Source organism: uncultured Marinobacter sp. (assembly GCF_913055835.1).
GTDB lineage: Bacteria > Pseudomonadota > Gammaproteobacteria > Pseudomonadales > Oleiphilaceae > Marinobacter.
The window spans coordinates 48,919-70,888 of the sequence record NZ_CAJXKQ010000008.1 but is presented as its reverse complement, the minus strand read 5'-3'; the positions used below and the strand labels follow the sequence as shown (position 1 = coordinate 70,888).

Annotated in this window: 22 protein-coding genes; 3 read left to right on the top strand and 19 right to left on the bottom strand. The window is 59.4% G+C overall.

Features of this window, described 5'->3' with window-relative positions; all coding sequences use genetic code 11:
- Positions 1–20 precede the first annotated feature (20 nt).
- The gene (gene flhF, locus QZ534_RS06760; protein WP_296933005.1) at positions 21–1,331 is read right to left on the bottom strand and encodes a flagellar biosynthesis protein FlhF; all 1,311 of its coding nucleotides are present in this window, start codon (positions 1,329–1,331) and stop codon (positions 21–23) included.
- A 60-nt stretch (positions 1,332–1,391) separates the two neighbouring features.
- Positions 1,392–3,572, bottom strand: coding sequence for a flagellar biosynthesis protein FlhA (gene flhA, locus QZ534_RS06755; protein ID WP_296933004.1), 2,181 nt, complete (start codon positions 3,570–3,572; stop codon positions 1,392–1,394).
- 218 nt (positions 3,573–3,790) lie between these two features.
- Between flhA and upp the strand changes: the two genes are divergently transcribed.
- Genes upp through QZ534_RS06740 form a run of 3 tightly spaced genes read left to right on the top strand, consistent with a single transcriptional unit; the run spans position 3,791 to position 6,523 of the window.
- Entirely contained in the window at positions 3,791–4,429 is a 639-nt protein-coding gene (upp, locus tag QZ534_RS06750; RefSeq protein ID WP_296933002.1) for a uracil phosphoribosyltransferase, read from the top strand.
- A gap of 2 nt (positions 4,430–4,431) precedes the next feature.
- Positions 4,432–5,688, top strand: coding sequence for a uracil-xanthine permease family protein (locus tag QZ534_RS06745; RefSeq protein ID WP_296933001.1), 1,257 nt, complete (start codon positions 4,432–4,434; stop codon positions 5,686–5,688).
- Positions 5,669–6,523: a class I SAM-dependent methyltransferase gene (locus QZ534_RS06740; protein ID WP_296932999.1), complete on the top strand. Its 855-nt coding sequence runs from the start codon at positions 5,669–5,671 to the stop codon at positions 6,521–6,523. The genes QZ534_RS06745 and QZ534_RS06740 overlap by 20 nt, the downstream gene beginning before the upstream one ends.
- Before the next feature lie 493 nt (positions 6,524–7,016).
- Here QZ534_RS06740 and flhB read toward each other — a convergent pair whose 3' ends face one another.
- From flhB to fliF, 17 genes are all read right to left on the bottom strand, one after another.
- Positions 7,017–8,153 (bottom strand): flagellar biosynthesis protein FlhB, encoded by a 1,137-nt coding sequence (gene flhB / locus QZ534_RS06735; protein WP_296932997.1) that lies wholly within the window; start codon positions 8,151–8,153, stop codon positions 7,017–7,019.
- A gap of 6 nt (positions 8,154–8,159) precedes the next feature.
- Positions 8,160–8,945, bottom strand: a complete 786-nt coding sequence (gene fliR / locus QZ534_RS06730; RefSeq protein ID WP_209396877.1) for a flagellar biosynthetic protein FliR — start codon at positions 8,943–8,945, stop codon at positions 8,160–8,162.
- A gap of 3 nt (positions 8,946–8,948) precedes the next feature.
- A complete protein-coding gene (gene fliQ, locus QZ534_RS06725; protein WP_008173075.1) occupies positions 8,949–9,218 on the bottom strand; it encodes a flagellar biosynthesis protein FliQ in 270 nt (89 codons plus the stop codon).
- Positions 9,219–9,226: 8 nt separating this feature from the next.
- Complete coding sequence (gene fliP, locus QZ534_RS06720) at positions 9,227–10,003, bottom strand: flagellar type III secretion system pore protein FliP (protein WP_296932994.1); 777 nt, start codon at positions 10,001–10,003, stop codon at positions 9,227–9,229.
- Positions 10,004–10,007: 4 nt separating this feature from the next.
- Positions 10,008–10,457, bottom strand: a complete 450-nt coding sequence (fliO, locus tag QZ534_RS06715) for a flagellar biosynthetic protein FliO (RefSeq protein ID WP_296932992.1) — start codon at positions 10,455–10,457, stop codon at positions 10,008–10,010.
- Position 10,458: 1 nt separating this feature from the next.
- The gene (gene fliN / locus QZ534_RS06710) at positions 10,459–10,950 is read right to left on the bottom strand and encodes a flagellar motor switch protein FliN (protein ID WP_296932990.1); all 492 of its coding nucleotides are present in this window, start codon (positions 10,948–10,950) and stop codon (positions 10,459–10,461) included.
- Positions 10,943–11,941, bottom strand: a complete 999-nt coding sequence (gene fliM, locus QZ534_RS06705) for a flagellar motor switch protein FliM (protein ID WP_296932989.1) — start codon at positions 11,939–11,941, stop codon at positions 10,943–10,945. The genes fliN and fliM overlap by 8 nt, the downstream gene beginning before the upstream one ends.
- 36 nt (positions 11,942–11,977) lie before the next feature.
- Positions 11,978–12,487, bottom strand: a complete 510-nt coding sequence (locus tag QZ534_RS06700; RefSeq protein WP_296932987.1) for a flagellar basal body-associated FliL family protein — start codon at positions 12,485–12,487, stop codon at positions 11,978–11,980.
- A gap of 165 nt (positions 12,488–12,652) precedes the next feature.
- Positions 12,653–13,840, bottom strand: coding sequence for a flagellar hook-length control protein FliK (locus tag QZ534_RS06695; protein WP_296932985.1), 1,188 nt, complete (start codon positions 13,838–13,840; stop codon positions 12,653–12,655).
- 122 nt (positions 13,841–13,962) lie between these two features.
- Complete coding sequence (locus QZ534_RS06690) at positions 13,963–14,310, bottom strand: Hpt domain-containing protein (RefSeq protein WP_296932982.1); 348 nt, start codon at positions 14,308–14,310, stop codon at positions 13,963–13,965.
- Positions 14,303–16,060, bottom strand: a complete 1,758-nt coding sequence (locus QZ534_RS06685) for a PP2C family protein-serine/threonine phosphatase (protein ID WP_296932979.1) — start codon at positions 16,058–16,060, stop codon at positions 14,303–14,305. Before QZ534_RS06685 ends, QZ534_RS06690 begins: the two co-directional genes overlap by 8 nt.
- Positions 16,061–16,084: 24 nt before the next feature.
- Complete coding sequence (locus QZ534_RS06680) at positions 16,085–16,390, bottom strand: STAS domain-containing protein (protein ID WP_296932977.1); 306 nt, start codon at positions 16,388–16,390, stop codon at positions 16,085–16,087.
- A gap of 123 nt (positions 16,391–16,513) precedes the next feature.
- Complete coding sequence (gene fliJ, locus QZ534_RS06675) at positions 16,514–16,957, bottom strand: flagellar export protein FliJ (RefSeq protein WP_296932975.1); 444 nt, start codon at positions 16,955–16,957, stop codon at positions 16,514–16,516.
- Positions 16,957–18,351: a flagellar protein export ATPase FliI gene (gene fliI / locus QZ534_RS06670; RefSeq protein WP_296932974.1), complete on the bottom strand. Its 1,395-nt coding sequence runs from the start codon at positions 18,349–18,351 to the stop codon at positions 16,957–16,959. Before fliI ends, fliJ begins: the two co-directional genes overlap by 1 nt.
- The gene (locus QZ534_RS06665) at positions 18,332–19,225 is read right to left on the bottom strand and encodes a flagellar assembly protein FliH (RefSeq protein WP_296932972.1); all 894 of its coding nucleotides are present in this window, start codon (positions 19,223–19,225) and stop codon (positions 18,332–18,334) included. The genes fliI and QZ534_RS06665 overlap by 20 nt, the downstream gene beginning before the upstream one ends.
- On the bottom strand, positions 19,225–20,268 hold the full coding sequence (gene fliG / locus QZ534_RS06660; RefSeq protein WP_296932970.1) for a flagellar motor switch protein FliG: 1,044 nt from the start codon (positions 20,266–20,268) through the stop codon (positions 19,225–19,227). The genes QZ534_RS06665 and fliG overlap by 1 nt, the downstream gene beginning before the upstream one ends.
- Positions 20,261–21,970 carry a flagellar basal-body MS-ring/collar protein FliF gene (fliF, locus tag QZ534_RS06655; protein WP_296932969.1) on the bottom strand — a complete coding sequence of 570 codons (1,710 nt, stop codon included), beginning with the start codon at positions 21,968–21,970 and terminating at the stop codon, positions 20,261–20,263. The genes fliG and fliF overlap by 8 nt, the downstream gene beginning before the upstream one ends.

Here is a 21,970-nt window from a genome sequence, read left to right as displayed (position 1 = left end):
CTGTATCAATCTGTCCGGTCTCAGGCGTGCTCTTTCAGGCCTTCTGCGACCGCCTGCTGTTGCTGCAATGCTTTCAGCCGATCCACGGCCAGCCGCACCAGCGGAACAGCTTCGGCGTGGTGCAGATCCTCCGGGATTTTCTGCCCGTCTGTGTAATAGGCTACCGGCAGACCGGTCTCCATCACAAACCCGAGGGACTCGCCCAACGTCAGGGCCTCATCGATCTTGGTCATCACACAGCCCGCAAGATTTGCCATCTTATAGCAATGCCAGACGGATTTCATAATCCGCGGCTGACTGGTTGCCGAGACCACCAGGTGGGTTTTCACATTGTGGTGGCTGCGAGCCAGTTCGGCCAGCTGTTCCTGATACCCTTTATCCGCACTGGTCAGCCCGGCGGTATCGATCAACACCAGGTGACGGTCTGAGAGTTCATCCAGAATATCGTCGAGACTGTGGCTCTCATCCACCACCCGAACCGGCACATTCAGGATACGACCGAACACGAACAACTGCTCGTGGGCCGCTACCCGATAACGGTCGGTGGTAACCAGGGCCACGGAATCTGAGCCATGCTTCAGCACGTAACGAGCGGCGAGCTTGCCTATCGTGGTGGTTTTCCCGGAGCCTGTCGGACCCACCAACGCGTAGGCGCCGCCCTCATCCAGCCACTCCATGCGGGAGGTCCGGACGCCGGTACACAGCATTTTCAGGGACTGTTTCCAGCCATCCTCGAGACGCCCGGCCTTGTGGCGACGGGAAATCGAGCCCGCCAACTCACTGCCAAGTCCGAATTCCTGCAAACGCTCGGCCAGCCTCTGCTGGACGGCGGTGGTTGCCGAAACCTCCGACTCCGGTTTCGGCCGATGCCCCTGCATCATGTCTTTGAGCGAACTGATCTCGGCCCGCATCTGCGCCAGCTCGTCGGAATACCCCTCCTTTGGCGCCCGCGGCAGAGGTTCAATGTCACTGAATCCGCCACCTATGGCTTCCTGAATGTCGGGAAACGACGATGCGGCGTAGCTGGCGCCCTGGGAGGCACGCTTTTCCCGAACCTCCCGGATGCGATCACGGGACCGGCTCAATTCATCCTCAAGACGTCGATGCTGATCAGCCTGCATTTCCGCAAGTCGGGACCCGTTGGTCGCTTCCTCGGCCTGATTGCCCAGGCGCTGACGCGCCATGTTTTCGTCATAGTCGAGAGCCGTCACGATTTCGACGCCGCCATCGACCCGACGGTTGGAAAGAATCACGGCATCCGGCCCCATCTGTTCGCTGACCTGTTTCAGCGCCTCTGCCATGGTCTGAGCAAAAAACCGTTTTACTTTCATGCTGCCTCTTCCTCCACCGGCAACGCCGTGCCGGCGCTGTCCGCTCTGTCATCCGCGCCGTTACTGGCCAACGGACGCCACTATCGTAATCTGTTTGTTATCCGGAACTTCCTGGTACGAGAGCACGTGCAGTCGCTCTATCCCGTAGCTGGCAAACTTCGCCAGCACCGGCCTCAGGGGCCCGGACACCAGCAGAATGGCCGGCTTGCCGAGCATTTCCTGGCGCTGGACGCTCTCCTGAAGCGAGCGCTGGAGCTTTTCAACCATGTTCGGCTCCAACACCAGGCCAATGTCTTCCTGTCCGCCGGATTGTTGACTCTGCTGAACTGACTTTAGCAATAACTGTTCCAGATCCGGATCCAGAGTAATGACCGGTATCTCCGATTCGTTGCCGCAGATGCTCTGGACAATCATCCGGCGCAGGGATTGCCGGGCCACGGTGGTCAACAGCTTCGGATCCTGACTCTTCGGATGCACATTCACGATGGCCTCGGCAATGGACCGCATATCCCGAATCGGCACCTCTTCCTTAAGCAGGTTCTGCAGCACCTTCAACAGCAGGCTGATGGAAACGGTAGTCGGTACAAGCTCCTCGGCCAGCTTGGGAGAAATCTTTTCCAGCTGGTCCAGCCACTTCTGGACTTCCTCGTGACCCAGCAGTTCGTGGGCGTGCTTCTGCAATACCTGATTCAGGTGGGTGGCAACGACGGTACTGGCATCGACGACGGTATAGCCCAGGGTCTGGGCCTGGTCTTTCTTGTCCGGCTCAATCCAGCTGGCATCGAGACCAAACGCCGGGTCCTTGCCTTCTATGCCCTCTATCTTTCCGAATACCTGACCGGGGTCGATGGCCAGCTCGCGGTCCGGATGGATTTCGGCCTCGGCGATGGTCACGCCCATCAAGGTGATGCGGTAGACGTTGGGCATCAGATCCAGATTGTCGCGAATATGGACCGAGGGCATCAGGAAGCCCAGATCCTGGGAGAGCTTTTTACGAACACCCTTGATACGACTGAGCAACTGGCCACCCTGGGATTTGTCCACCAGCGGAATCAACCGGTAACCGACTTCCAGACCGACGATATCGACGGTGGAGACGTCATCCCAGCCCAACTCCTTGGTCTCTCCGGGGGCCGGCAGCTGGCGCCCCTGATCGCCACCCGCATCACCACCCGGCGGCAGATCCCGACCCGCAGGCCGCGGTGCCGGGCCGCCAGCGCCCCTGGCCGGGAATGCGCCGTCCTCCTCGACGGTCTGCCGTTGGTGCTTCCAGATATACCAGGCAGCGCCGGCGGCCAGTGCGCCCAGACCCAGGAAAGCCACGTGGGGCATGCCGGGAATCAGGCCGAGAATGATCAGGATCCCAGCCGCTATAGACAGCGCCTTGGGTGCACTGAACATCTGCTGGAGAATCTGGCCGCCCATATCCTGGCTGGAGGTAACCCGCGTCACCATGATCGCCGCCGATGTGGACAGCAGCAGCGAGGGAATCTGTGCCACCAGGCCATCACCGATGGTCAGAAGCGCATAGCGCTCCATGGCCAGCCCGAAATCCAGACCGTGCTGCAGCATGCCAATGGCGATACCGCCAATGATGTTAATGGCCAGAATCAGCAGGCCGGCGATGGCGTCGCCCTTCACAAACTTGGACGCACCGTCCATGGAGCCGTAGAAATCCGCTTCCTGCGCAATCTCGGCACGGCGATGCTTGGCTTCGTCCTGATTGATCAGGCCGGCGTTCAGGTCGGCATCGATCGCCATCTGCTTGCCGGGCATGGCGTCCAGGGTGAAACGGGCGCTCACCTCGGACACACGGCCGGCACCCTTGGTTACCACCAGGAAGTTGATAATCATGAGGATCGCAAACACCACCAGACCCACGGCGTAGTTGCCGCCAATCAGGACCGCGCCGAAGGATTCGATCACCTTACCGGCGGCGTCGCCGCCTTCGTGGCCATTCAGTAGAACGATACGGGTCGAGGCGACGTTCAGGGCCAAACGCAGGAGCGTGGCAACCAACAGAACAGTGGGGAAAGAGGCGAACTCCATGGGCCGGAGCGCGTACACACACACCAGCAGAATGACAATCGATAGGGTGATGTTGAACGTAAAGAACACGTCCAGGAGAAACGCCGGCATGGGCAGGATCATCATGCCCAGCAGCCCCATCAGCATAACGGGGATGCCAAGATTCCCCCGCGTCAGGGTTTTGACGTTATTGAGGACTAAAGCTCTGTCCATGCCGGATACTTCTCCGATTGACTGTGCCTGCTGGCGTTTTGAAGGTCGAAAATCTGACACCGGAGCGTCGTTTGGAAGGGTTATCGCAAGATCCGTACCAGCCCTTAGTGGATTTCCGTGAACCGGCCATTTGCGGCCTGACTCGCCTGGCCAGATGCGGTATCCTTGCGCCATTTAATTGCGACGCTAAAACCCCAACCAGACACACAGGTGACCCCATGCCAATCCACGAGGTAAAACACCCTCTGATCCGCCACAAGCTCGGCATCATGCGCCGTGCGGATATCAGCACCAAGAATTTCCGGGAGCTGGCACAGGAAGTTGGTGCACTTCTGACCTACGAGGCCACCAAGGACTTCAACCTGCAGGAAAAGACCATCGAAGGCTGGGCCGGTCCAGTCAATGTGGAACAGATTCACGGCAAGAAAGTCACCATCGTTCCGATCCTGCGGGCCGGCCTTGGCATGCTTGACGGTGTCCTCAGCCTGATCCCGGTGGCACGGGTGAGTGTTGTCGGCCAGATCCGCAACGAGGAGACACTTGAGGCCAGCACCTACCTCGAAAAGCTGGTAGGCGAACTGGACCAGCGCATGGCCATGATTGTCGATCCGATGCTCGCCACCGGCGGCTCCATGATCTCCACCATCGACCTGCTCAAGAAAGCCGGCAGCACCGAAATCCGCGCTCTGGTCCTGGTAGCTGCACCCGAAGGTGTCAAAAAGGTTCTCGAGACCCATCCGGATGTGTCTATCTACACGGCCTCCGTAGACGAACGCCTGAACGAGAAAGGTTATATCCTTCCGGGCCTCGGCGATGCCGGCGACAAGATCTTCGGCACCAAGCAGAAGGACGTTTAAGCATGCAGGACCATTCCAACGACCCGGTCTGGAAACAGGCCATTGCCGGCTCCCAGATGCTTCTGGTGGCCTTCGGCGCCCTGGTGCTGATGCCACTGATCACCGGCCTGGATCCGAACGTCGCCCTGTTCACCGCAGGCCTGGGCACCCTGATCTTCCACGTGGTGACCGGCGGTCAGATCCCCATCTTCCTGGCATCTTCCTTCGCTTTTATCGCCCCGGTTATTGCTTCCAAGGGCCGGTTCGGCATGGAAGAAACCCTCGGCGGCCTGATGGCCGCGGGTATTCTCTACATTTTCCTGAGTGGCCTGGTACGCCTTCGCGGCACCGGATTTGTCCGGCGCCTGCTCCCGCCAGTCGTCATCGGTCCCGTGATCATGACCATCGGTCTCGGCCTGGCACCGGTTGCTGTTCACATGGCCTCCGGCCGTACCGGTGATGGTGCCAACCAGCTGATTCCTTATGACACTGCCATCTGGATCGCGATGATCTCTCTGGCCGTGACCATCATTATGTCTGTCTGGGCCAAGGGCATCTTCCGCCTGATTCCGATCATGTTTGGCGTGATCACCGGCTACATCCTCTCCGCTTTTGCCGGCATCGTAGATACCACGCCCATCAAAGAAGCCGCCTGGTTTGCCGTTCCCAACTTCGTTGCGCCGGAATTCAGCTGGGGCGCCGTGCTGTTCATGATTCCGGTAGCCATCGCACCGGCCATCGAACACATTGGCGACGTGCTGGCCATCGGCAACGTAACCCGCAAGAACTATCTGGAAAAGCCGGGCCTGCATCGCACCCTGCTGGGCGACGGCCTGGCCACCAGCGCCGCCTCCATGCTCGGCGGGCCGCCCAACACCACCTACTCGGAAGTCACCGGCGCGGTCATGCTGACCAAGAACTTCAACCCCAAGGTCATGTGGTGGGCCGCCGGCGTTGCCATCGTCCTGGCCTTTGTTGGCAAGTTCGGCGCGGCACTGCAGACCATCCCGGTCCCCGTCATGGGCGGCATCCTGTGCCTGCTGTTCGGCTCGATTGCTGTGGTGGGCCTGAACACACTGATCCGCCACCAGGTGGATCTGTCACAGTCCCGCAACCTGGTTATCGTGGGTGTCACCCTGGTGTTCGGTATCGGCGGCATGGTGCTCGGGCACCTGGAAGGCATCGCCCTGTGCGCGGTGGCTGCCATCATCCTGAACCTGATCCTCCCCGGCAGCCGCGAAGCCTGGGGTAAAGCGGTTTATGAGCAGAAAGCGGACTGATAGCTCCGGCATCAGCTTCACTGCCCTGTATACCGGTGCCGTCTGGCACCGGTACGGGCTTTCTGACGATACCCTGGCGACGGAAAAAGGCCGTTGGCTTTACCGCCTGATGTCCCCCTTCGAGGCCGCCAGCAAGGCGGCCATCGGCGGCAACATCCGTACCTTCCTCCTGCAACGGCACCTGATCATTGATCACCTGATTGATCAGGCCATCCGCGACAAAGGCATCACCCAGGTGCTGGAAATCGCCTGCGGAATGTCGCCGCGGGGCATCCGCTTACGCCAGAAACACCCCCTTCTCCACATGGTCGAAGCCGACCTGCCCGACATGGCGGCTCGCAAGGCGCTTCGCCTGATGGCCACTGGCCGCCTCGGCGACCATCACCAGGTCACGCCGATCGATATCCTCGCGGACTACGGTGAGTACCAATTGGAGAAGGTCATTGACCGGGTGTTCGAGAACAACGAGCCGGTAATCATCGTTACCGAAGGCCTGACCAGCTATTTTTCACTGGAGACCATCACCGAGTTCTGGCGCAGACTGGCCGCCGCCATGGCCAAACGTCCAGGTTCGGTTTACCTGTCCGAAAGCTACTACCAGCCGAGCCAGCCGCTACTAAACACCACCCTGAAAGTACTCGGCGGCGTCCTCGGGGCCGTTACTCGCAGCCAGGTATCCTTTCATTTCCAGACCGACGAGCAGGCACGGGAGCATTTTCTATCCTGTGGGTTCGCCTCGGCCACCGTGCACGATCCGCGATCCTGGTATGGCGTGCTCCCCATTCCCGAAAGCCGCGGGGAGCCGATGGTTCGGGTTATAGAGGCTGGTTGCTGACTTTCTGGAATTGCAGCCTGATAGTTTTCAGGGATGCGTGGTGGTGGAAGGCCTTTCCAGGACACGCTACGAGCACATCCATGTGCGCTTGGCTGTGGCCATCCATGGCCACAGACAGTCCTCGAAAGGCCTTCCACCACCACTTGTCTAACGACTCTGATAACGCCCGGAATCGCTTTTTTAAACGGCTGATTATGCTGACTTGGAAACGTAGGTTGGATTAGGCGGAGCCGTAATCCAACAAATGAGATCAAAGCCAGAGTGGCATTGTCGGATTACGGCTTCGCCTAATCCGACCTACGATTCTGGTTGTTGATGCGATATCGAATCGTCTGGAAGCGGCTTGTCGGGTGGGCCTCCCAAAAATGTCGGCGGCCAAGGATGGCCGACGCCAAGCGCACATGGATGTGCTCGTAGCGTTTTTTGGGAGGCCCACCCGACAACCCGCCAGCACCCAAACCCGCAGGCTACCAAAAGGAACCCAACTCCAAACTCAGACATCCCGCCGCAAATCCGAAGGAATCGGGAAATCAGGCATCCCAGGCTTCGGCCCACGCCCTTTTCGGAACTGCCGAAGCTGGAAGACATAGGCGAGCACCTGGGCAATGGCCATGTAAAGGCCATCGGGAATCTCCTCGCCGATGTCGGTGTTGTGGTACACCGCCCGGGTCAGCGGCGGTGTTCTCAGGATCTCGACTTTGTTCTCGCGGGCGATTTCCATGATCTTGAAGGCAACCTCATCGGCCCCCTTCGCCACCACAATCGGCGCGGCCATCGCCTTCTGATCGTATTTCAGGGCGACGGCGTAATGGGTCGGGTTGGTGATCACCACATCTGCGGTCGGCACATCCTGCATCATGCGGCGCTGGGCCATTTCGCGCTGGAGCTGCCGGATCTTGCCTTTCACCTCCGGTTTACCCTCGGTGTCCTTGTATTCGTCCTTCACCTCCTGCTTGGTCATCCGCAGCTTTTTCTGGTGATCGTAGATCTGGAAGGGCACGTCGATCGCCGCGATGATGATGGTGGCGCAGGAGAGCAGGAAGAAACTCCAGGCAATGGTCCAGAGCACATGCTCCATCGCCGGCACCACTGGTTCCTCGGCGATGGACAACAAATCCTCGGTGCGCAGGTCCAGGATAAGGATAGCCAGCGCCATAACGAGGCCGACCTTTGCGATGGCCTTGACCAGTTCGATCAGGGAGCGCATTGAGAACATGCGTCCCAGGCCCTTGATCGGATCCATGCGGTTGAATTTGGGGGCCACGGCTTTGCCGCTGATCAGCAGACCGCCAATGCCGATAGAGCCGAAGATGGCTGCGATCAGCAGCAATACCAGAATGGGCGAGAGAGCCCAGGCGGCTTCCTTGGAGGATTCGATAAGCTGTACGCTCATGTGGCGCATGTCGAAGATGGCCGAGCGCTCGATCACGAAGCTGTCGCGCATGATCGCTTCGAGCGAGGCTCCGAGGCTGGCGCCAAACATCAGCATGCCGCCGGCGCCAGCCAGCAGCACGGCCATGGTGGCCAGCTCCTTGGAACGGGCAGTCTGGCCCTCCTCCTTGGCCTTTTCAAGCCTTCGGGGGGTGGCCTCTTCCGTTTTTTCCTGACTGTTGTCGTTTTCTTCGGCCATGAGTCTCTACGGCTGCCCCTGGAGTCCCCGCATGAAATCAAAGGTTTCTCGGGTGTACTGATCGAAGTGCGGCAGAAAATTGGCGTGCAGCACCCATATGGCAAACAATCCAAAAATCAGGCCAATCGGGAAGCCCAGGGCGAAGATGTTCATCTGGGGCGCGGCACGGGTCATCACGCCGAAGGAGATGTTGACGATCAGCACCGCAGTCACCGCCGGTAACGCCAGGAGCATGGCGGAGGCAAACATCCAGCTGATCCGGTGGGCGAGTTCCCAGACGCCGGTTTGGCCGAGACCCTCCATGCCGATGGGCAGGGTGCGAAAGCTCTCGATAAAGACTTCGAAGGCCACCAGGTGCCCGTTCATGGCCAGGAACAGCAGGGTGATGGTGATGGTGTAGATCTGGGACAGCACAGGCACGTTAACGCCGTTGGCCGGATCCACCATGGAAGCGAAGCCCAGGCCCATCTGCATGGCGATCATCTGGCCGGCGATGACGAAGAGTTGCCAGAGCGCCGTGAGCGCGAAGCCCATGCCAACGCCAATAAGAATCTGTTGAAGCGTAATCACTACCGCATCAGCACTCAAAGCTTCCACCTGAGGAACGGGCGGAATCATCGGTGCGATAAGGATGGTCATCAACAGCGCCAGCCCGAGGCGCACACGCGCAGGCACCAGCTGGGTACCGAAAATGGGGATAACCATCAGGAAGCTGGCCAGGCGGAACAATGGCCAGATATGCTGGCCGACCCATTGGCCGATAACGTCCGCGCTGATTTCCGCCGGTATCATCCGTCAGCCGATCAGGTAAGGAATGTTACCGAACAGCCGGTTGGCGTGGTCCAGCAGCTGCGTGAGCATCCAGGGGCCCCAGACGATGATAACGATTAGTGTGACCAACAGGCGCGGCAGGAAGCTGAGGGTCTGTTCGTTGATCTGCGTCGCCGCCTGAAAGGTACTGACCACCAGACCGATAACCAGCCCCGGGCCGATGATGATCGACGCAAGGAGGACAATCATCCAGAGGGCTTCGCGCAGGATGTCGATTACGGTTTCCGGAGTCATGAGGCCTCCTATATTCCATAACTGGCAGCGAGGGTGCCCATGATCAGTGCCCAGCCGTCCACCAGTACAAAGAGCATGATCTTGAACGGCAGGGAGATGATGATCGGCGACAGCATCATCATACCCATGGCCATGAGCACACTGGCCACTACCATGTCGATAATCAGAAACGGAATGAACAGGATAAACCCGATCTGGAATGCGGTCTTGAGCTCACTGGTCACAAATGCCGGCATCAGGATCCAGAAAGACACGTCCTCGGGGGTGTCGTACTGCACGTCGGAAATCCGCATGAACAGCGCCAGGTCACTCTCTCGGGTCTGCTCCAGCATGAATTTCCGGAACGGCTGGCTGGCCAGCTCCACCGCCTCCAGGGAAGTCACTTCTTCCTGCATATAGGGTTGCAAACCGACCCGGTTGGCCTCTTCCAGCACCGGCTTCATGATGAAGATGCTGAGAAACAGGGCCAGCCCCAGGAGAATCTGGTTCGAGGGGGTGGACTGCAAGCCGATGGCCTGACGCAGGATGGCAAACACGACGATGATGCGCGTAAATGACGTCATCATCATGAGCATGGCCGGCAGGAAGGTGAGCGCTGTCATCAGCGCCAGGATCTGCAGGGTAACCGAGTATTCCTGCGCGCCCTCGCCTTCTCCGGGCGTGACGGTAAACGCCGGTATACCCGGGATGCCCGACGGCTCCTGGGCCAGGGCCAGCGGTGCCCAGGCCAGGCCGGCCAATACAATCAGGGATGGAAGCAGTCGCTTGATGGTTACCGCAAGCATGGGGCTAGTCGTTCCTTGTCGGGGAGGTCCAGGACTTGCCGATCATGCCCTGCAGGCGCCGGGCAAAATCGCTGGAACCGGCGTTGCCGGCGTCGACAACCGGCTCGTCGAACACATGCAATGTCCGTATCGCCGATGGCGTAATCCCCAGCAGGATCTGCTGGCCACCCACCTCGATCAGGGCGATACGCTCGCGAGCACCGATGGCCATTACCGACACCACTTTGATGGCGTTGTTGTTCATGCCGGTCATGCCGTTCATCCGGCGGATGATCCAGGCGCAGCCATAGATGACGGCAACCACCGCCACCAGGCCCAGGCCCAGACTGACAATGGTGCCGACGGTATCCGGGGCACGCACCGGGGAATCAGACGCAGCAGTCTTTGCGGTTTCCTGGGCAAAGGCCGGAGACATAACCAGCAGCGGCAGTACGGCAATCAGTCTGGACCACATGTTACTTCTGCAACCGCTTGATACGTTCGCCCGGGCTGATCACATCGGTCAGACGGATACCGAACTTCTCGTTCACCATGACCACCTCGCCGTGGGCAATCAGCGTACCGTTTACCAGCACATCCAGAGGTTCACCCGCCAGCCGGTCAAGCTCGATCACCGAGCCCTGGTTGAGCTGGAGCAGGTTCCGTATGGGGATCTGGGTGTTGCCCACTTCCATGGAAATGGTGACCGGTATGTCGAGGATGACGTCAATGTCCGGAGCCGGGCCACCGCCCTGGGCGGGTTCGCTGCCGGCATCGAATTCCTCCATGGGAGCAGCCTGAACGTCATCGTCGGCCTCACCGGTCTCGCCGGCCTCCGCCATCGCAGCGGCCCACTCGTCCTCCCGGTCGCCCTCGTCACCAGACTCTTCCATGGCGGCTTCCCACTCGGCTGCCAGCTTCTCGTCTTCGCTGAGTTCCTGCTCGTCTTTCTTGTCGTCGTCAGCCATTGCGTCCCACCTTCAATTGTTTCTTTACCTTGGGCACTGATGCCCGTTCATGAATTCGCAGTGCCAGTTTTCCGTCACGGGTCCCCAGCGTGGCCTTGTAGATCGGAATTCCGTTGGCAGTAACTGTCAGGTACTCGGGAATCTCCACCGGGATGATGTCGCCGGCTTTCATCTTGGCGATATCCCGCAACGATATCCGACGGCGACAGACCGTGGTATTGATCGGTACGTTGACCTCTTTAATGTCCTCCTGAAGCGCGTTCACCCAGCGCTCGTCAACATCATCGATATCACTCTGCACCCCGGCATCAAGCACGTCGCGGATAGGCTCGATCATGGAATAGGGCAAGGCAAAATGCAGTTCACCGCCGCCACCATCAAGTTCAATGTGGAAGGTGCTCACCACGACCACCTCGCTGGGGCTGACAATGTTGGCCATCGCCGGGTTGACCTCGGAGCTCAGGTATTCGAAGTCCACCTTGAGTACCGCATGCCAGGCTTCCTTCATGTCATGGAACACCTGGTCCAGCACCATCTGGACAATGCGGGTCTCGGTCGGAGTGAACTCACGACCCTCGATCTTGGCGTGCCGCCCTTCCCCACCGAAGAAATTGTCCACCAGTTTGAAGACCAGCTTGGCATCCAGGACGAACAGCGACGTGCCGCGCAAGGGGCGGACCTTGCACAGGTTCAGGCTGGTGGGCACGTAGAGGGTGTGGATGTACTCGCCAAATTTCATGATCTGGACGCCGCCTGTCGAGACATCCGCGTTGCGGCGCATCAGGTTGAAAAGACTGATCCGGGTATAGCGGGCAAACCGTTCGTTGATCATTTCCAGGGTCGGCATCCGGCCCCGGACGATGCGATCCTGGCTGGCAAGATCGTAGGACTTTATGCCGGTATCATCGGTTTCTTCATAGGTATCAATGTCACCGTCATCCACCCCATGGAGGAGGGCATCGATTTCATCCTGTGACAACAAGTCCTGCATACGTAGTCCTGCCCCTGAAGTACCGTGGCCCGTGCGCTATTGCACGACAAAATTTCTGAATAACACCCGTTTGATAGCGGGCTCGCCTTCCTGCTCCAGCACCTGATTGACGGTAGTCAGCATCCGGTCGGCCAGGCTGCTCCGACCCTCGGGTGTCTGCAAGTCATTGAAATCGCTGCTCCCAAGAACCGTAACCAACTGGCTTCGAATCAAGGGCATATGCAACTTGGCGGCTTCCAGTGCCTGTTGATCCGTAGACTCGAGCGCCAGATAAACCTGGGCATACCGCTGACGGCCTTCCGCCTGAACGGTGGTTACCACCGCCTTGTCCATCAGGTAGTAGCTGCTGGGTACAAAGGTTTGCTCTGCAGTCTCGGCCGCTTCGCCCTCGTCATCCCCCATGCCCGGCAAACCGTCACCAAGGAACCAAAGAGTGCCCACCACAGACAACACTATCGCCAGGATCACCACCACGACCAGCATGATGATCAGCTTCAGTTTTCCTTTCTTGGCGGGAGCCGCTTCAGATTCGTTATTTTCAGCCATAGTCTTTGATTTGCCAGAAATCCGTCAGAGAGCGAGTTTTTCCCTGACTTTTCAGGATTGGATGCAAAGGGCGGGCCAGAATGCCCAACCTTCCCGTTCAGAACAGCAGTTTAGCGTTGCCGGGAAGGATGGGCAAAAGAGATTGAAGGAGAAACTCGGAGGGTGTCAGGCGAAGATATCCACTTCGCCTTTCCAGCTCAGATCCAGGCTGCCAGAGCCGGTGTTGTCGTCGTCCTGATCGCCAGCAGCCAGCGACGCCGAATCTGCACTTGAGCCATCACCGCTTCCTGTACCCTGTTCGCCGGTCTGCTGCCGGGGAGAATCAGAAACGTCGAAGCCGGCCAGAGACAGCCCCTGCTCACCCAACATGTCCCTCAGCCGGTGGGAGTGAAGTTCCAGTTGGTCCCGGACCACCGGATTCGCGGAATGCACGGTAATGTTCGCCTGCTCATTCTGCACCCGTACCTTTACCTCCATGGGGCCCATATCCGGGGGTGTCAGGTGGATTTCTGCAACCGACATGTTGCGGGCGGTCAGCCAGCTCAGCTTGCCGACCAGCTTGTCGCCCCATTCGGCATGGCCGACCGGCACGTCGATGGAGGTGGCATAACCTCGCAACGGCGCAGCGTTCTCGGCTGCCAGTTTGGCCGCCCGATTAGCGCCATTGGCCACCTGCTGCGAGACGAGATCCATGGCCGACTGAAAGCGGCCAGAGCCGATCAGCGAGCCGGAGTCCGCGTTTCGACCGGTATCGGTCAGTACCGAAGCCTTCATAGCATCGGTCAATGTGGCATCGCCGGTTACAACACCCGCAGAGGCCTGCCCGTTCTGCCCCGCGGCAGATGAGAGAACACCATTGAACAGCCCGGCAACGGCATTGGTTTGACCAGAACCGCTTGCACCATTGACGCCTGCACCCGGCCCTCCCGCAGACAAGGCCGCCGCGCCGGATCGACCGGCTTGTGGGTTCAACCAGGACTGTAACTCGACAAAAGTGAGTGGCAGCGCTGTTGGCTCGGCTTCGCCCTCAGCGGCAACAGCCGTTTCAGCAGATTCCCGCTGCTGGGCATCAGCGACAGCATCGGCCTTCTCGCCGCCTTTTGCCTCGGTGCGGGCGCTGGCTTCTGTCTTTGCATCGGAGTCCGCGTCGCGGGCAGACCGGGATTCATCAGCAGACTTTGCATCGGCGTGGCGATCCGCTTTCTGGCGGTCCAGCCGCTTCTTCTCTGCCTGGGAGACAGATTCAAAATCGCTTTTTCTGTCAGCCGGGTCCCGGCTGTTTCCGGATTTTGACGGGCCGGGATCTTGCTGAGTCCCCGGCGCGGGGGTTTGGGGGAGAACCATCTGGGCCATGGCAACCTCTTGCCGCTTTTATCGCATTGTCGCCCTCACCTTGCCGGACCTGGCCAGTGTTCGGGCGGTTAATCCTCTCTATGCGAAAGACTTAGCAATTGTGATGCCAGAGCAAAGAAAAACTATCGAACCAGCAATCCGTCCAGGCGCTTGATAACCTGCTCGAATTCCCTGTCGATCTCATCCAGCAAATCCGGCGCATCTTCCAGCCGCGACTCTTTCCCGGCCACCTCGGCCTTCAGACAGAGATCACCAAGCCTGGGAGCCCCGATATTGATGCAACTGCCCTTGAAACTGTGGGCGGTTCTGGCAAATGCGTCACTGTCCTCTGCCTTGAGGCCTTCCCGTAGCGCCCGGATTCTGTCCCGGGAATCTGCCAGATAGGTCTGTATCAGCACTTCGAACTCATCCTCCATGACGTCGCGAAGTTCTGCCAGTGCCTCCTCGTCCAGGTGTGGTTTATCAGTCATTTCGATTCTCCGCTGTACGGGCGAACTGCCAATCATAAACAATTTCAACATGATTGCCCTGTTCATGAAACCTGATGGTCTCAGCCAGACGTTTCAAGAGCAGCAGGCCCCGCCCTGCATAACGCCCGCTCGTCGTTGGGGAAATACCGGAGGCCACACTGGGATGATTCCGGAAATCAAACCCCTGGCCACTGTCCTCGCAAACAACACGAAGCCGGCCGCCATCCGGTTTCAGGGAATGATGCAGTGTAAACCGGATGTAGTGCCCCTCGACGCTGGCCAGACGCCGATTGCGCTCGGCATAATAACGGCCAAAGCCCTCCGGTGAGTGCTTCCATTCCGACGGCAGCTCCAGAACACCGTGTTCCAGTGCATTGTTATAGAGTTCCGCCAGCAAGGTATAGATTTCGCCGCTTTTCCTTCGCAGGCCCGGCACTTCCATGCAGATATGGAGCAACAGAGGCAGGGGACTGAACTCGCCGAGGGTCCTTTCCCGGATTTCGTAGGTGCATCGCCATTCCGCCGGCCCTGCCAGAGCAGACGGTGCAGCGCGGTCCGGCAGGGTAGCAAAACCCGCCTCGTCCATCATTTCCAGACAGCAAAGCGTCAGGTCGTCGCCATCCTCAAAGTTGCCGGTAAACCGGTGAACCGCGGCCATCATGGCGTCAAACGGGTGGTCGCCCACATCCAGTCGATCCAGCGTGCCGGTAACCCCCCGCTCTCCAAACACGTTGCCGGCGCTGTCGGCAGATTCCAGAAAGCCGTCGGTCATCATCAGCACCCGATCACCCGGGGCAGCACCGACCCTTTCGAATTCGGCATTGAACTGGTCAGGCGCAAGGATACCGAGTGGCAGATGCCTGGACGGCAATGCCACCTGCTCCCCCGAGGCCCGAATCAGCCAGCTGTCTGGCAGACCACCATTCCAGATCTGCACCTGGTTGAGCTTGAAGTCCGCCTCGACCATGGCGCCACAGCAGAACATGCCGGTGGGCAGAATACGTTTGAGCTTCTGATTAATCTCCCGCAATACGTCCTGACCGTTAAAGCCTTTGTTGGCCATACCATAGAAGATCTCGGCAACCGGCATGGCACCAATGGCAGCAGGCAGACCATGGCCGGTGAAGTCCCCCATGAAGATCAACACCCCGCCCGCCGGCCGTGGCGAGGCGAACAGCACATCACCATTGAAAATGGACTGGGGCGAGGCGTGATAGCGAATGTTGGTGGCATCCAGGCAACCCGAGTGGGCAACGTTGTCGAATACCCGCTTGGCAATTTCCTGCTCTTCGGTCAGCTGTCGATTCCGCTCTCGTATCAGATCCCGCTGGTCCGTCAGGGTCTGGTGCATGAGCCGCATCCGGTTGAACGCCTTGATCTTGGCTTCGATGATGATCCGGTTGTAGGGCTTGCTCAGAAAATCATCGCCACCGGCCTCCAGGCAGCGGGCCAGCGCGCTGGCCTCAGACAGGGAGGTCAGGAAGATCAGCGGAACCAGCCGCTCGCCAGCCAGAAATTTTATCTCACGGGCAGCCTCCATCCCGTCCATGATCGGCATGAGGGCGTCGAGCAGAACCAGATCCGGTGCTTCCTGCCGGAATAATGAAACTGCATCCAGCCCGTTGGCCACGTCCAGAACCTCGTGCCCAAGACGCTTGAGGAGTGTTTTGAGGATAAGCCGGTCGCTGTCCGAATCGTCAGCGATGAGTATTCTCAGAGGCCTGGTGTGTTCTGCGACGGGATCATCCATGACTACTCCGGCAGTCCGCGAGTATCAGCGGATGTTGAACAATTGCTCGAAATTGGAGATGGAAAGAATCCGCCGTACATCGTTATTGCAGTTTTCGATCACAATGCGGGCGCTGTCACCCCCCGCGTAATCCCTGAGCAACAACAACATGCCAAGGGCCGAGCTGTCCAGGTAGGTGGTGTCCGACAGGTCCACAATGTAGTAGCGGACATCCGGATCGCCGTGCTCATAGGCGTCCCGGAACGCCTGATGGGTGCTGAAATCAAACCGCCCCTCGATACTGATAACAAGGGTCTGACCGTCATCATCGCGGCGCGTCTGAATCGGCATTCCTTAACCTCCCGGGGTATCAAGAGCAGCATTAAACCGGCGGTTTCCGCCAGTTCTTCCTTTCGGTAAGGATAGCTGAGTGGACTGATTTTGCATCCGTATTTACTTGATGTGGAGCAAGGTTCAGCGTCGACGGCGATTAAAGGCCCGCCCGGCTGCCTCGTCCGAGATTTTCTGTTCGCGAAGATCCTGCTCTTTCTGCTCCTGTTGGCGGCAGGTTTCGATGTACTTTTCCATGCCACGCCGCCGCTCCCAGGCCTGTTGCCATTCCTGCTTGCGCGCCTCGAAGACCTGCTCAGCCTGCTCCAGCTGCTTCTGCTGTTGACGGATCACCTGATCCAGTTGCGCGATAAAGGCCTGCCAGGCCTGGAGACGCGACACCTGCACCACACCCTGCTGGCTGTTGCGGATCTGATCCCGGTATTCCTGTTGATACCGGTTCAGGTTCTGCACCTGTTCACGCTGCTGCTCCGCCAGTTTTCGAGCCTCGCCCATACGCTCCAGAGCTTCCTGCTCCTTTCGCTCTTCAAGGGAAAGTACCACTTCCAGCCGCCGGGATCGCAGCATCAGGCGTCACCCCCGCCGCCCGAGGCCGGATTCGGAACTGCCGATTTGCGCCGCTCGGGAGACCGGCGCTCCGGTACCACTGCCAGCAACTGCTCAACACTTTCTTTCAACGGGGCGCTTTCATTCAGCCCCTGCTGCAGAAACTGCCGCATATTGCCGATGTGCGTGATGGCAAAATCGGTCTCCGGGTCCGAGCCCTTCACATAGGCGCCCACGGAAATCAGGTCCCGGGCCTGCTGATAACGGGAATACACCTGTTTGAACCGTTGGGCTCTGGAGAAATGTTCGGTCTCGGTGACCTGGGGCATCACCCGGCTGATGGAAGCCTCCACATCAATGGCCGGATAATGTCCCTCTTCGGCAAGCCGACGGGACAGCACGATATGGCCGTCCAGAATCGCACGTGCCGCATCGGCAATCGGGTCCTGCTGGTCGTCGCCTTCAGTAAGCACGGTATAGAACGCAGTGATTGAGCCGCCCCCGGGTCGGCCGTTGCCGGTTCGCTCCACCAACTGGGGCAGCTTGGCAAACACCGAAGGCGGGTAGCCTTTGGTCGCCGGCGGCTCACCCACGGCCAGAGCAATTTCCCGCTGGGCCTGCGCATAGCGGGTCAGGGAATCCATCAGCAGCAGCACCCGCTTGCCCTGATCCCGGTAGTACTCGGCAATCCGGGTGGTCAGCATGGCGGCGCGCAGCCGCATCAGTGGGGAGTCATCAGCCGGCGCTGCAACCACTACCGAGCGGGAAAGGCCCTCCTCGCCCAGTATGTCTTCGATAAACTCCTTTACCTCACGCCCCCGTTCACCAATCAAGCCGACGACGGTGATGTCGGCATCGGTGAAACGGGTCATCATACCCAGCAGCATACTCTTGCCCACGCCACTGCCGGCAAACAGACCGAGGCGCTGCCCCTGACCGACGGTCATCAGCGCATTAATTGCCCGGATACCCACATCCATGGACTGTCGCACCGGCGCACGATTCAGGGGATTGATGATGTCGCCGGTAAGCGCAACGCGAGCCTCGGCCTGCAGAGGGCCTTTCCCGTCCAGGGGCTCGCCACTGCCATCCACTACGCGACCGAGCAACTGCGGCCCTACCGGCACGCGGCTCGCTGCGGAAAGAGGCACCACCCTGGCACCGGGCTTGAGTCCTTCAATCGCCGTGAGGGGCATCAGGTAAACCTTGTCGTCCTCGAACCCCACCACCTCGGCTTCAACATTGCCGGTGTTCTGGCCGAAGATCACGCAACGGTCACCGACGACCATCGGACAGCCAACACACTCGAGGGTGAGGCCGACCATGCGGGTCAATCGGCCGGAGAGCTCAGGTTCAGGTTCGTTGCCCAGAAAGCCCTGAAAACGGTTCAGGCGATCAGCGAGGTTCGAGGTCATCGCCGTCACCTTCGTCTTCAGCCGGCTTCGGGTCGTCTGCGGGTTCGCCGGAATCCCGTGAATCCAGTACGTCCCGATGGAAACCCGTCAGGTCTTCCATCATGGAATCCAGCTCCTCGGTTTCTCCGACCTCGCTGTCGTTCAACTGCTGGTCCAGCATGCTCTGAACCGCCCGCTGGAAGCGTTTTTCAACGGTGAAATCCACCAGGCTGTGGCGGGTTTCCACCTTGCAGCCACCGGGCAGAATGCTGGCGTCTTCAATGACCGAGGCGGAGGCATCCAGGCGAGCGGTCACCTCACGGACCATCTCGCAATCTTCGGGATTGATGTGGATGCGGATGTTTTCAGCGGTGGAAGGTAACGCTTCGACGGCGCGGCGAACCACATGCCGGATCTGGGAGGAGTCGATGGTCAGTTCACGGTAGACGACAGCCCGCGCCAGAACCGTGGTCAGATTGACCAGCGAGGTTTCAAGTTCGTCTTCATGCCGTTTTATTGGCAGCAGCAGCTCACCCAGCAAATGTTCGAGACGGTCGAGTTTGGTATCGATTTCCTTGCGCGTGTCGTCGTAGCCCTGGGTTCTGCCCTGCTCCCTGCCTTCTTCAAGGCCGCTTTCCAGACCTTCCCTGTGCCCTTCTTCCTTCCCGGCTTTCAGACCGTCCTCGTAGCCCTGGTCACGCCCCTCTTTATAGCCGTCTTCACGGGCTGCCTGACGGATCTCGTCTATGTCAGCTGCCGTCAGGGGTTTGACTTCCCGCTCCTCTTCCCGGGCCACTTCGTTGCCTCGGGCGTCCAGCAGTGGCAGCTCCCAGCGTTCATAGGCGGTCAGCTGCTCCTTCGGGATCCGGTTTACATCTCGGCTGGAATCTTTCATCACATCATTTCTTCGCCAGCGCCGCCGAGGGAGATTTCCCCGGCCTCGGCCATACGACGTGCGATGGTAATAATATCTTTCTGGGCCGACTCAACCTCGCTGACTTTGACCGGCCCCTTGGCCTCAAGATCATCCTGCAGCAGCTCCGCTGCACGCTTGGACATGTTCTTGAAGATCTTGTTCTGGACTTCCTCGTCGGCGCCCTTCAGAGCCACCACCAGGACTTCCGAGGACACTTCCCGCAACAATGCCTGGATGCCCCGATCGTCCACTTCCTTCAGGTTGTCGAACACGAACATCAGATCCTCGATGGTGCTGGCAAGGTCAGGATCCATGTCCTTGATGGAATCCATCAGATTGCCTTCAATGCTCCGATCCATGAAGTTCATGATGTCCGCTGCGCGCTTGACCCCGCCAATACGACTGGTCTGGGAGGCGGCACCGCCGGAGAACTGTTTCTCCAGAATGTCGTTGAGCTCCTGCAGCGCCTGGGGCTGGATACTCTCCAGTGATGCCACTCGCATCATGACGTCCAGGCGCACTTTTTCATCCAGGGTGCCAAGAATTTCGGCCGCCTGATCCGGGTCGAGGTAGGAAATAACAATGGCCTGGATTTGCGGGTGTTCGTAACGAATGATGTCCCCAACGGCACGGGGCTCCATCCACTTGAGAGTATCAAGCCCTGTGGTATTGCCGCCAATCAGGATACGGTCGATCAGGCTGGATGCCTTATCATCGCCCAGGGCCTGAGTGAGCATCGTCCGGATGTACTCGTCATTGCCCACACCCAGACCGGTCTGACCGCCCACGGCATCGACAAACTGGTTCATCACGTAGGTGACTTCGTCTTTGCTGACATCCTTCATCTGGGCCATGGCCACGCCCACACGCTGAACCTCCTTGGGGCCCATGTGCTTGAGGATTTCAGCCGCGTCTGCTTCGCCCAGTGACATCAGCAGAATCGCAGCCTGCTCCACCCTCGGGATTTTCCGCTGGGGCTTCTTTGGCTCAGTGCCACCCTGTTGATTGGCTTGCTCAGTCATCGACATTCACCCATTGGCGCATTACCTGTGCGACCCGCGCCGGGTCTTCGGCAATCAGACCTTTCAGTGCGTTCAACTGCCTATCATAACCGTCCGTGGCACCCGGCAAAAGAAGATCATCCTGGGAGGACATGGCCTTGCGCAACTCATCGCCACCCTCTATGTCGTCCAGAGCGCCGTAGCCGCCGCTATCTCCGGAATCCAGCCCACGCTCCCGCTGACCACCGCCCGACAGGCTCTTGAGCGTGGGACGCAGCAGCCCAAGCACCAGAACCAGTATGACCAGGCCGGCCAGTACCTGCTTCATCAGGTCCCAGAACCAGGGCTGCTCCCAGAAGGCCGGGGCTTCGAATTCAACCGTTTCTTCCGGTGCGAAGGCAGTATTCATCACCGTAACACTGTCGCCCCGGGCAGCGGAATAACCCACTGCATCCCGCACCAGCATGCTCAGGCGCTGTAGTTCCTGCTCCGGCCAGGGCTCGTAGCTGACTTCGCCAGTCTGGGGATCGACCACTTTCATGTCATCCACCGCCAGAGCGACAGTAACCCGCTTAACTCGTCCCAGCTCCTGCCGCCGGTAGCTCACCGTTCGATCCATCTCGTAGTTCCGGGTGGATTCACGACGCACGTTGACCGGCTGGGGAGCCGCCCCTTCGCCATCGCCTTGAGCACCGGCAGCCTGCTCCGGAACAGCGGCATCGGCCGGCGGCTGGTTCGCCAGCGCGCCGGGAATACCGCCCTGGGCCCCTGCGGCACGCTGTTCCGTTAGCTCACGCTCACTGCGGACAGCCTGTTGTTCAGGATTAAACAGCTCCTCTGCCTGTTCCACCGAGGAAAAATCAAGATCTGCCGAGACTTCAGCACGATAGCGACCATCACCCACAATCGGTGCAATCAGCGAGGCGACTCGGCGGGTAAGGCGCTCCTCGACTTTGGCGGTATATTCATACTGGTCCGCCATCTGGTCGGCATTGGTCTGGCTTTCCTTGCCGGTCAGCAAATTGCCGTTCTGGTCGACAACGGTCACATGTTCCTTGCTCATCATGGGAACACTGCCGGCTACCAGGTTCACAATGGCACTGATCTGCTCCTGTTCCGGCCGGCGGCCAGCAAAGACTTCGAGAAATACCGACGCAGACGGATCGCGGGCATCGCGTACAAACACAGAGCGCTCCGGAATCGCCAGGTGCACCCGTGCATTCCGCACCCCGCGCATACTGGCAACGGTGCGGGCAAGCTCACCCTCGAGCCCACGACGATAAGAAATGGTTTCCATGAATTGGGACGTACCCAGACCGCGCTCCTGGTCCAGCAGCTCGTAGCCCATGGTTTGCCGATCTGTAACACCCTCGGCCGCCAGCTTCAGCCGCGCGTTGTAGACCTGATCCGAGGGAACCAGCAACGCGCCGGTGCGCGGGTCCATTTTATAGTCGATGCCGTTGCTCTCGAGGATGGTGGTTACGTCCTGGGGGTTGTAGGAGGAGAGATCGCCCACCACCGGCTGGTAGTTGGGCTCCTGGGCCCAAAGCACAACCGCCAGGCCCAACGCTACACTGGCGGCAAGCCCTACCATCAGGCCGATCTGGCGCAGCAGGTTCAGCCGGTTGAACCCCATGAAAAGGTCGCTACGGCTCTCTGACGCATCACCCTCGCGGGCCGCCGGCATGTTCGAGGCGTTGGTTTCTGCAGGTACGCTGGCCAT

Coding starts and splice junctions, on each gene's coding strand:
- flhF (WP_296933005.1), bottom strand. CDS start 1,331: ATGAAAGTAAAACGGTTTTTTGCTCAGACCATGGCAGAGGCGCTGAAA.
- flhA (WP_296933004.1), bottom strand. CDS start 3,572: ATGGACAGAGCTTTAGTCCTCAATAACGTCAAAACCCTGACGCGGGGG.
- upp (WP_296933002.1), top strand. CDS start 3,791: ATGCCAATCCACGAGGTAAAACACCCTCTGATCCGCCACAAGCTCGGC.
- QZ534_RS06745 (WP_296933001.1), top strand. CDS start 4,432: ATGCAGGACCATTCCAACGACCCGGTCTGGAAACAGGCCATTGCCGGC.
- QZ534_RS06740 (WP_296932999.1), top strand. CDS start 5,669: ATGAGCAGAAAGCGGACTGATAGCTCCGGCATCAGCTTCACTGCCCTG.
- flhB (WP_296932997.1), bottom strand. CDS start 8,153: ATGGCCGAAGAAAACGACAACAGTCAGGAAAAAACGGAAGAGGCCACC.
- fliR (WP_209396877.1), bottom strand. CDS start 8,945: ATGATACCGGCGGAAATCAGCGCGGACGTTATCGGCCAATGGGTCGGC.
- fliQ (WP_008173075.1), bottom strand. CDS start 9,218: ATGACTCCGGAAACCGTAATCGACATCCTGCGCGAAGCCCTCTGGATG.
- fliP (WP_296932994.1), bottom strand. CDS start 10,003: ATGCTTGCGGTAACCATCAAGCGACTGCTTCCATCCCTGATTGTATTG.
- fliO (WP_296932992.1), bottom strand. CDS start 10,457: ATGTGGTCCAGACTGATTGCCGTACTGCCGCTGCTGGTTATGTCTCCG.
- fliN (WP_296932990.1), bottom strand. CDS start 10,950: ATGGCTGACGACGACAAGAAAGACGAGCAGGAACTCAGCGAAGACGAG.
- fliM (WP_296932989.1), bottom strand. CDS start 11,941: ATGCAGGACTTGTTGTCACAGGATGAAATCGATGCCCTCCTCCATGGG.
- QZ534_RS06700 (WP_296932987.1), bottom strand. CDS start 12,487: ATGGCTGAAAATAACGAATCTGAAGCGGCTCCCGCCAAGAAAGGAAAA.
- QZ534_RS06695 (WP_296932985.1), bottom strand. CDS start 13,840: ATGGCCCAGATGGTTCTCCCCCAAACCCCCGCGCCGGGGACTCAGCAA.
- QZ534_RS06690 (WP_296932982.1), bottom strand. CDS start 14,310: ATGACTGATAAACCACACCTGGACGAGGAGGCACTGGCAGAACTTCGC.
- QZ534_RS06685 (WP_296932979.1), bottom strand. CDS start 16,060: ATGGATGATCCCGTCGCAGAACACACCAGGCCTCTGAGAATACTCATC.
- QZ534_RS06680 (WP_296932977.1), bottom strand. CDS start 16,390: ATGCCGATTCAGACGCGCCGCGATGATGACGGTCAGACCCTTGTTATC.
- fliJ (WP_296932975.1), bottom strand. CDS start 16,957: ATGCTGCGATCCCGGCGGCTGGAAGTGGTACTTTCCCTTGAAGAGCGA.
- fliI (WP_296932974.1), bottom strand. CDS start 18,351: ATGACCTCGAACCTCGCTGATCGCCTGAACCGTTTTCAGGGCTTTCTG.
- QZ534_RS06665 (WP_296932972.1), bottom strand. CDS start 19,225: ATGAAAGATTCCAGCCGAGATGTAAACCGGATCCCGAAGGAGCAGCTG.
- fliG (WP_296932970.1), bottom strand. CDS start 20,268: ATGACTGAGCAAGCCAATCAACAGGGTGGCACTGAGCCAAAGAAGCCC.
- fliF (WP_296932969.1), bottom strand. CDS start 21,970: ATGGCCAGCGTACCTGCAGAAACCAACGCCTCGAACATGCCGGCGGCC.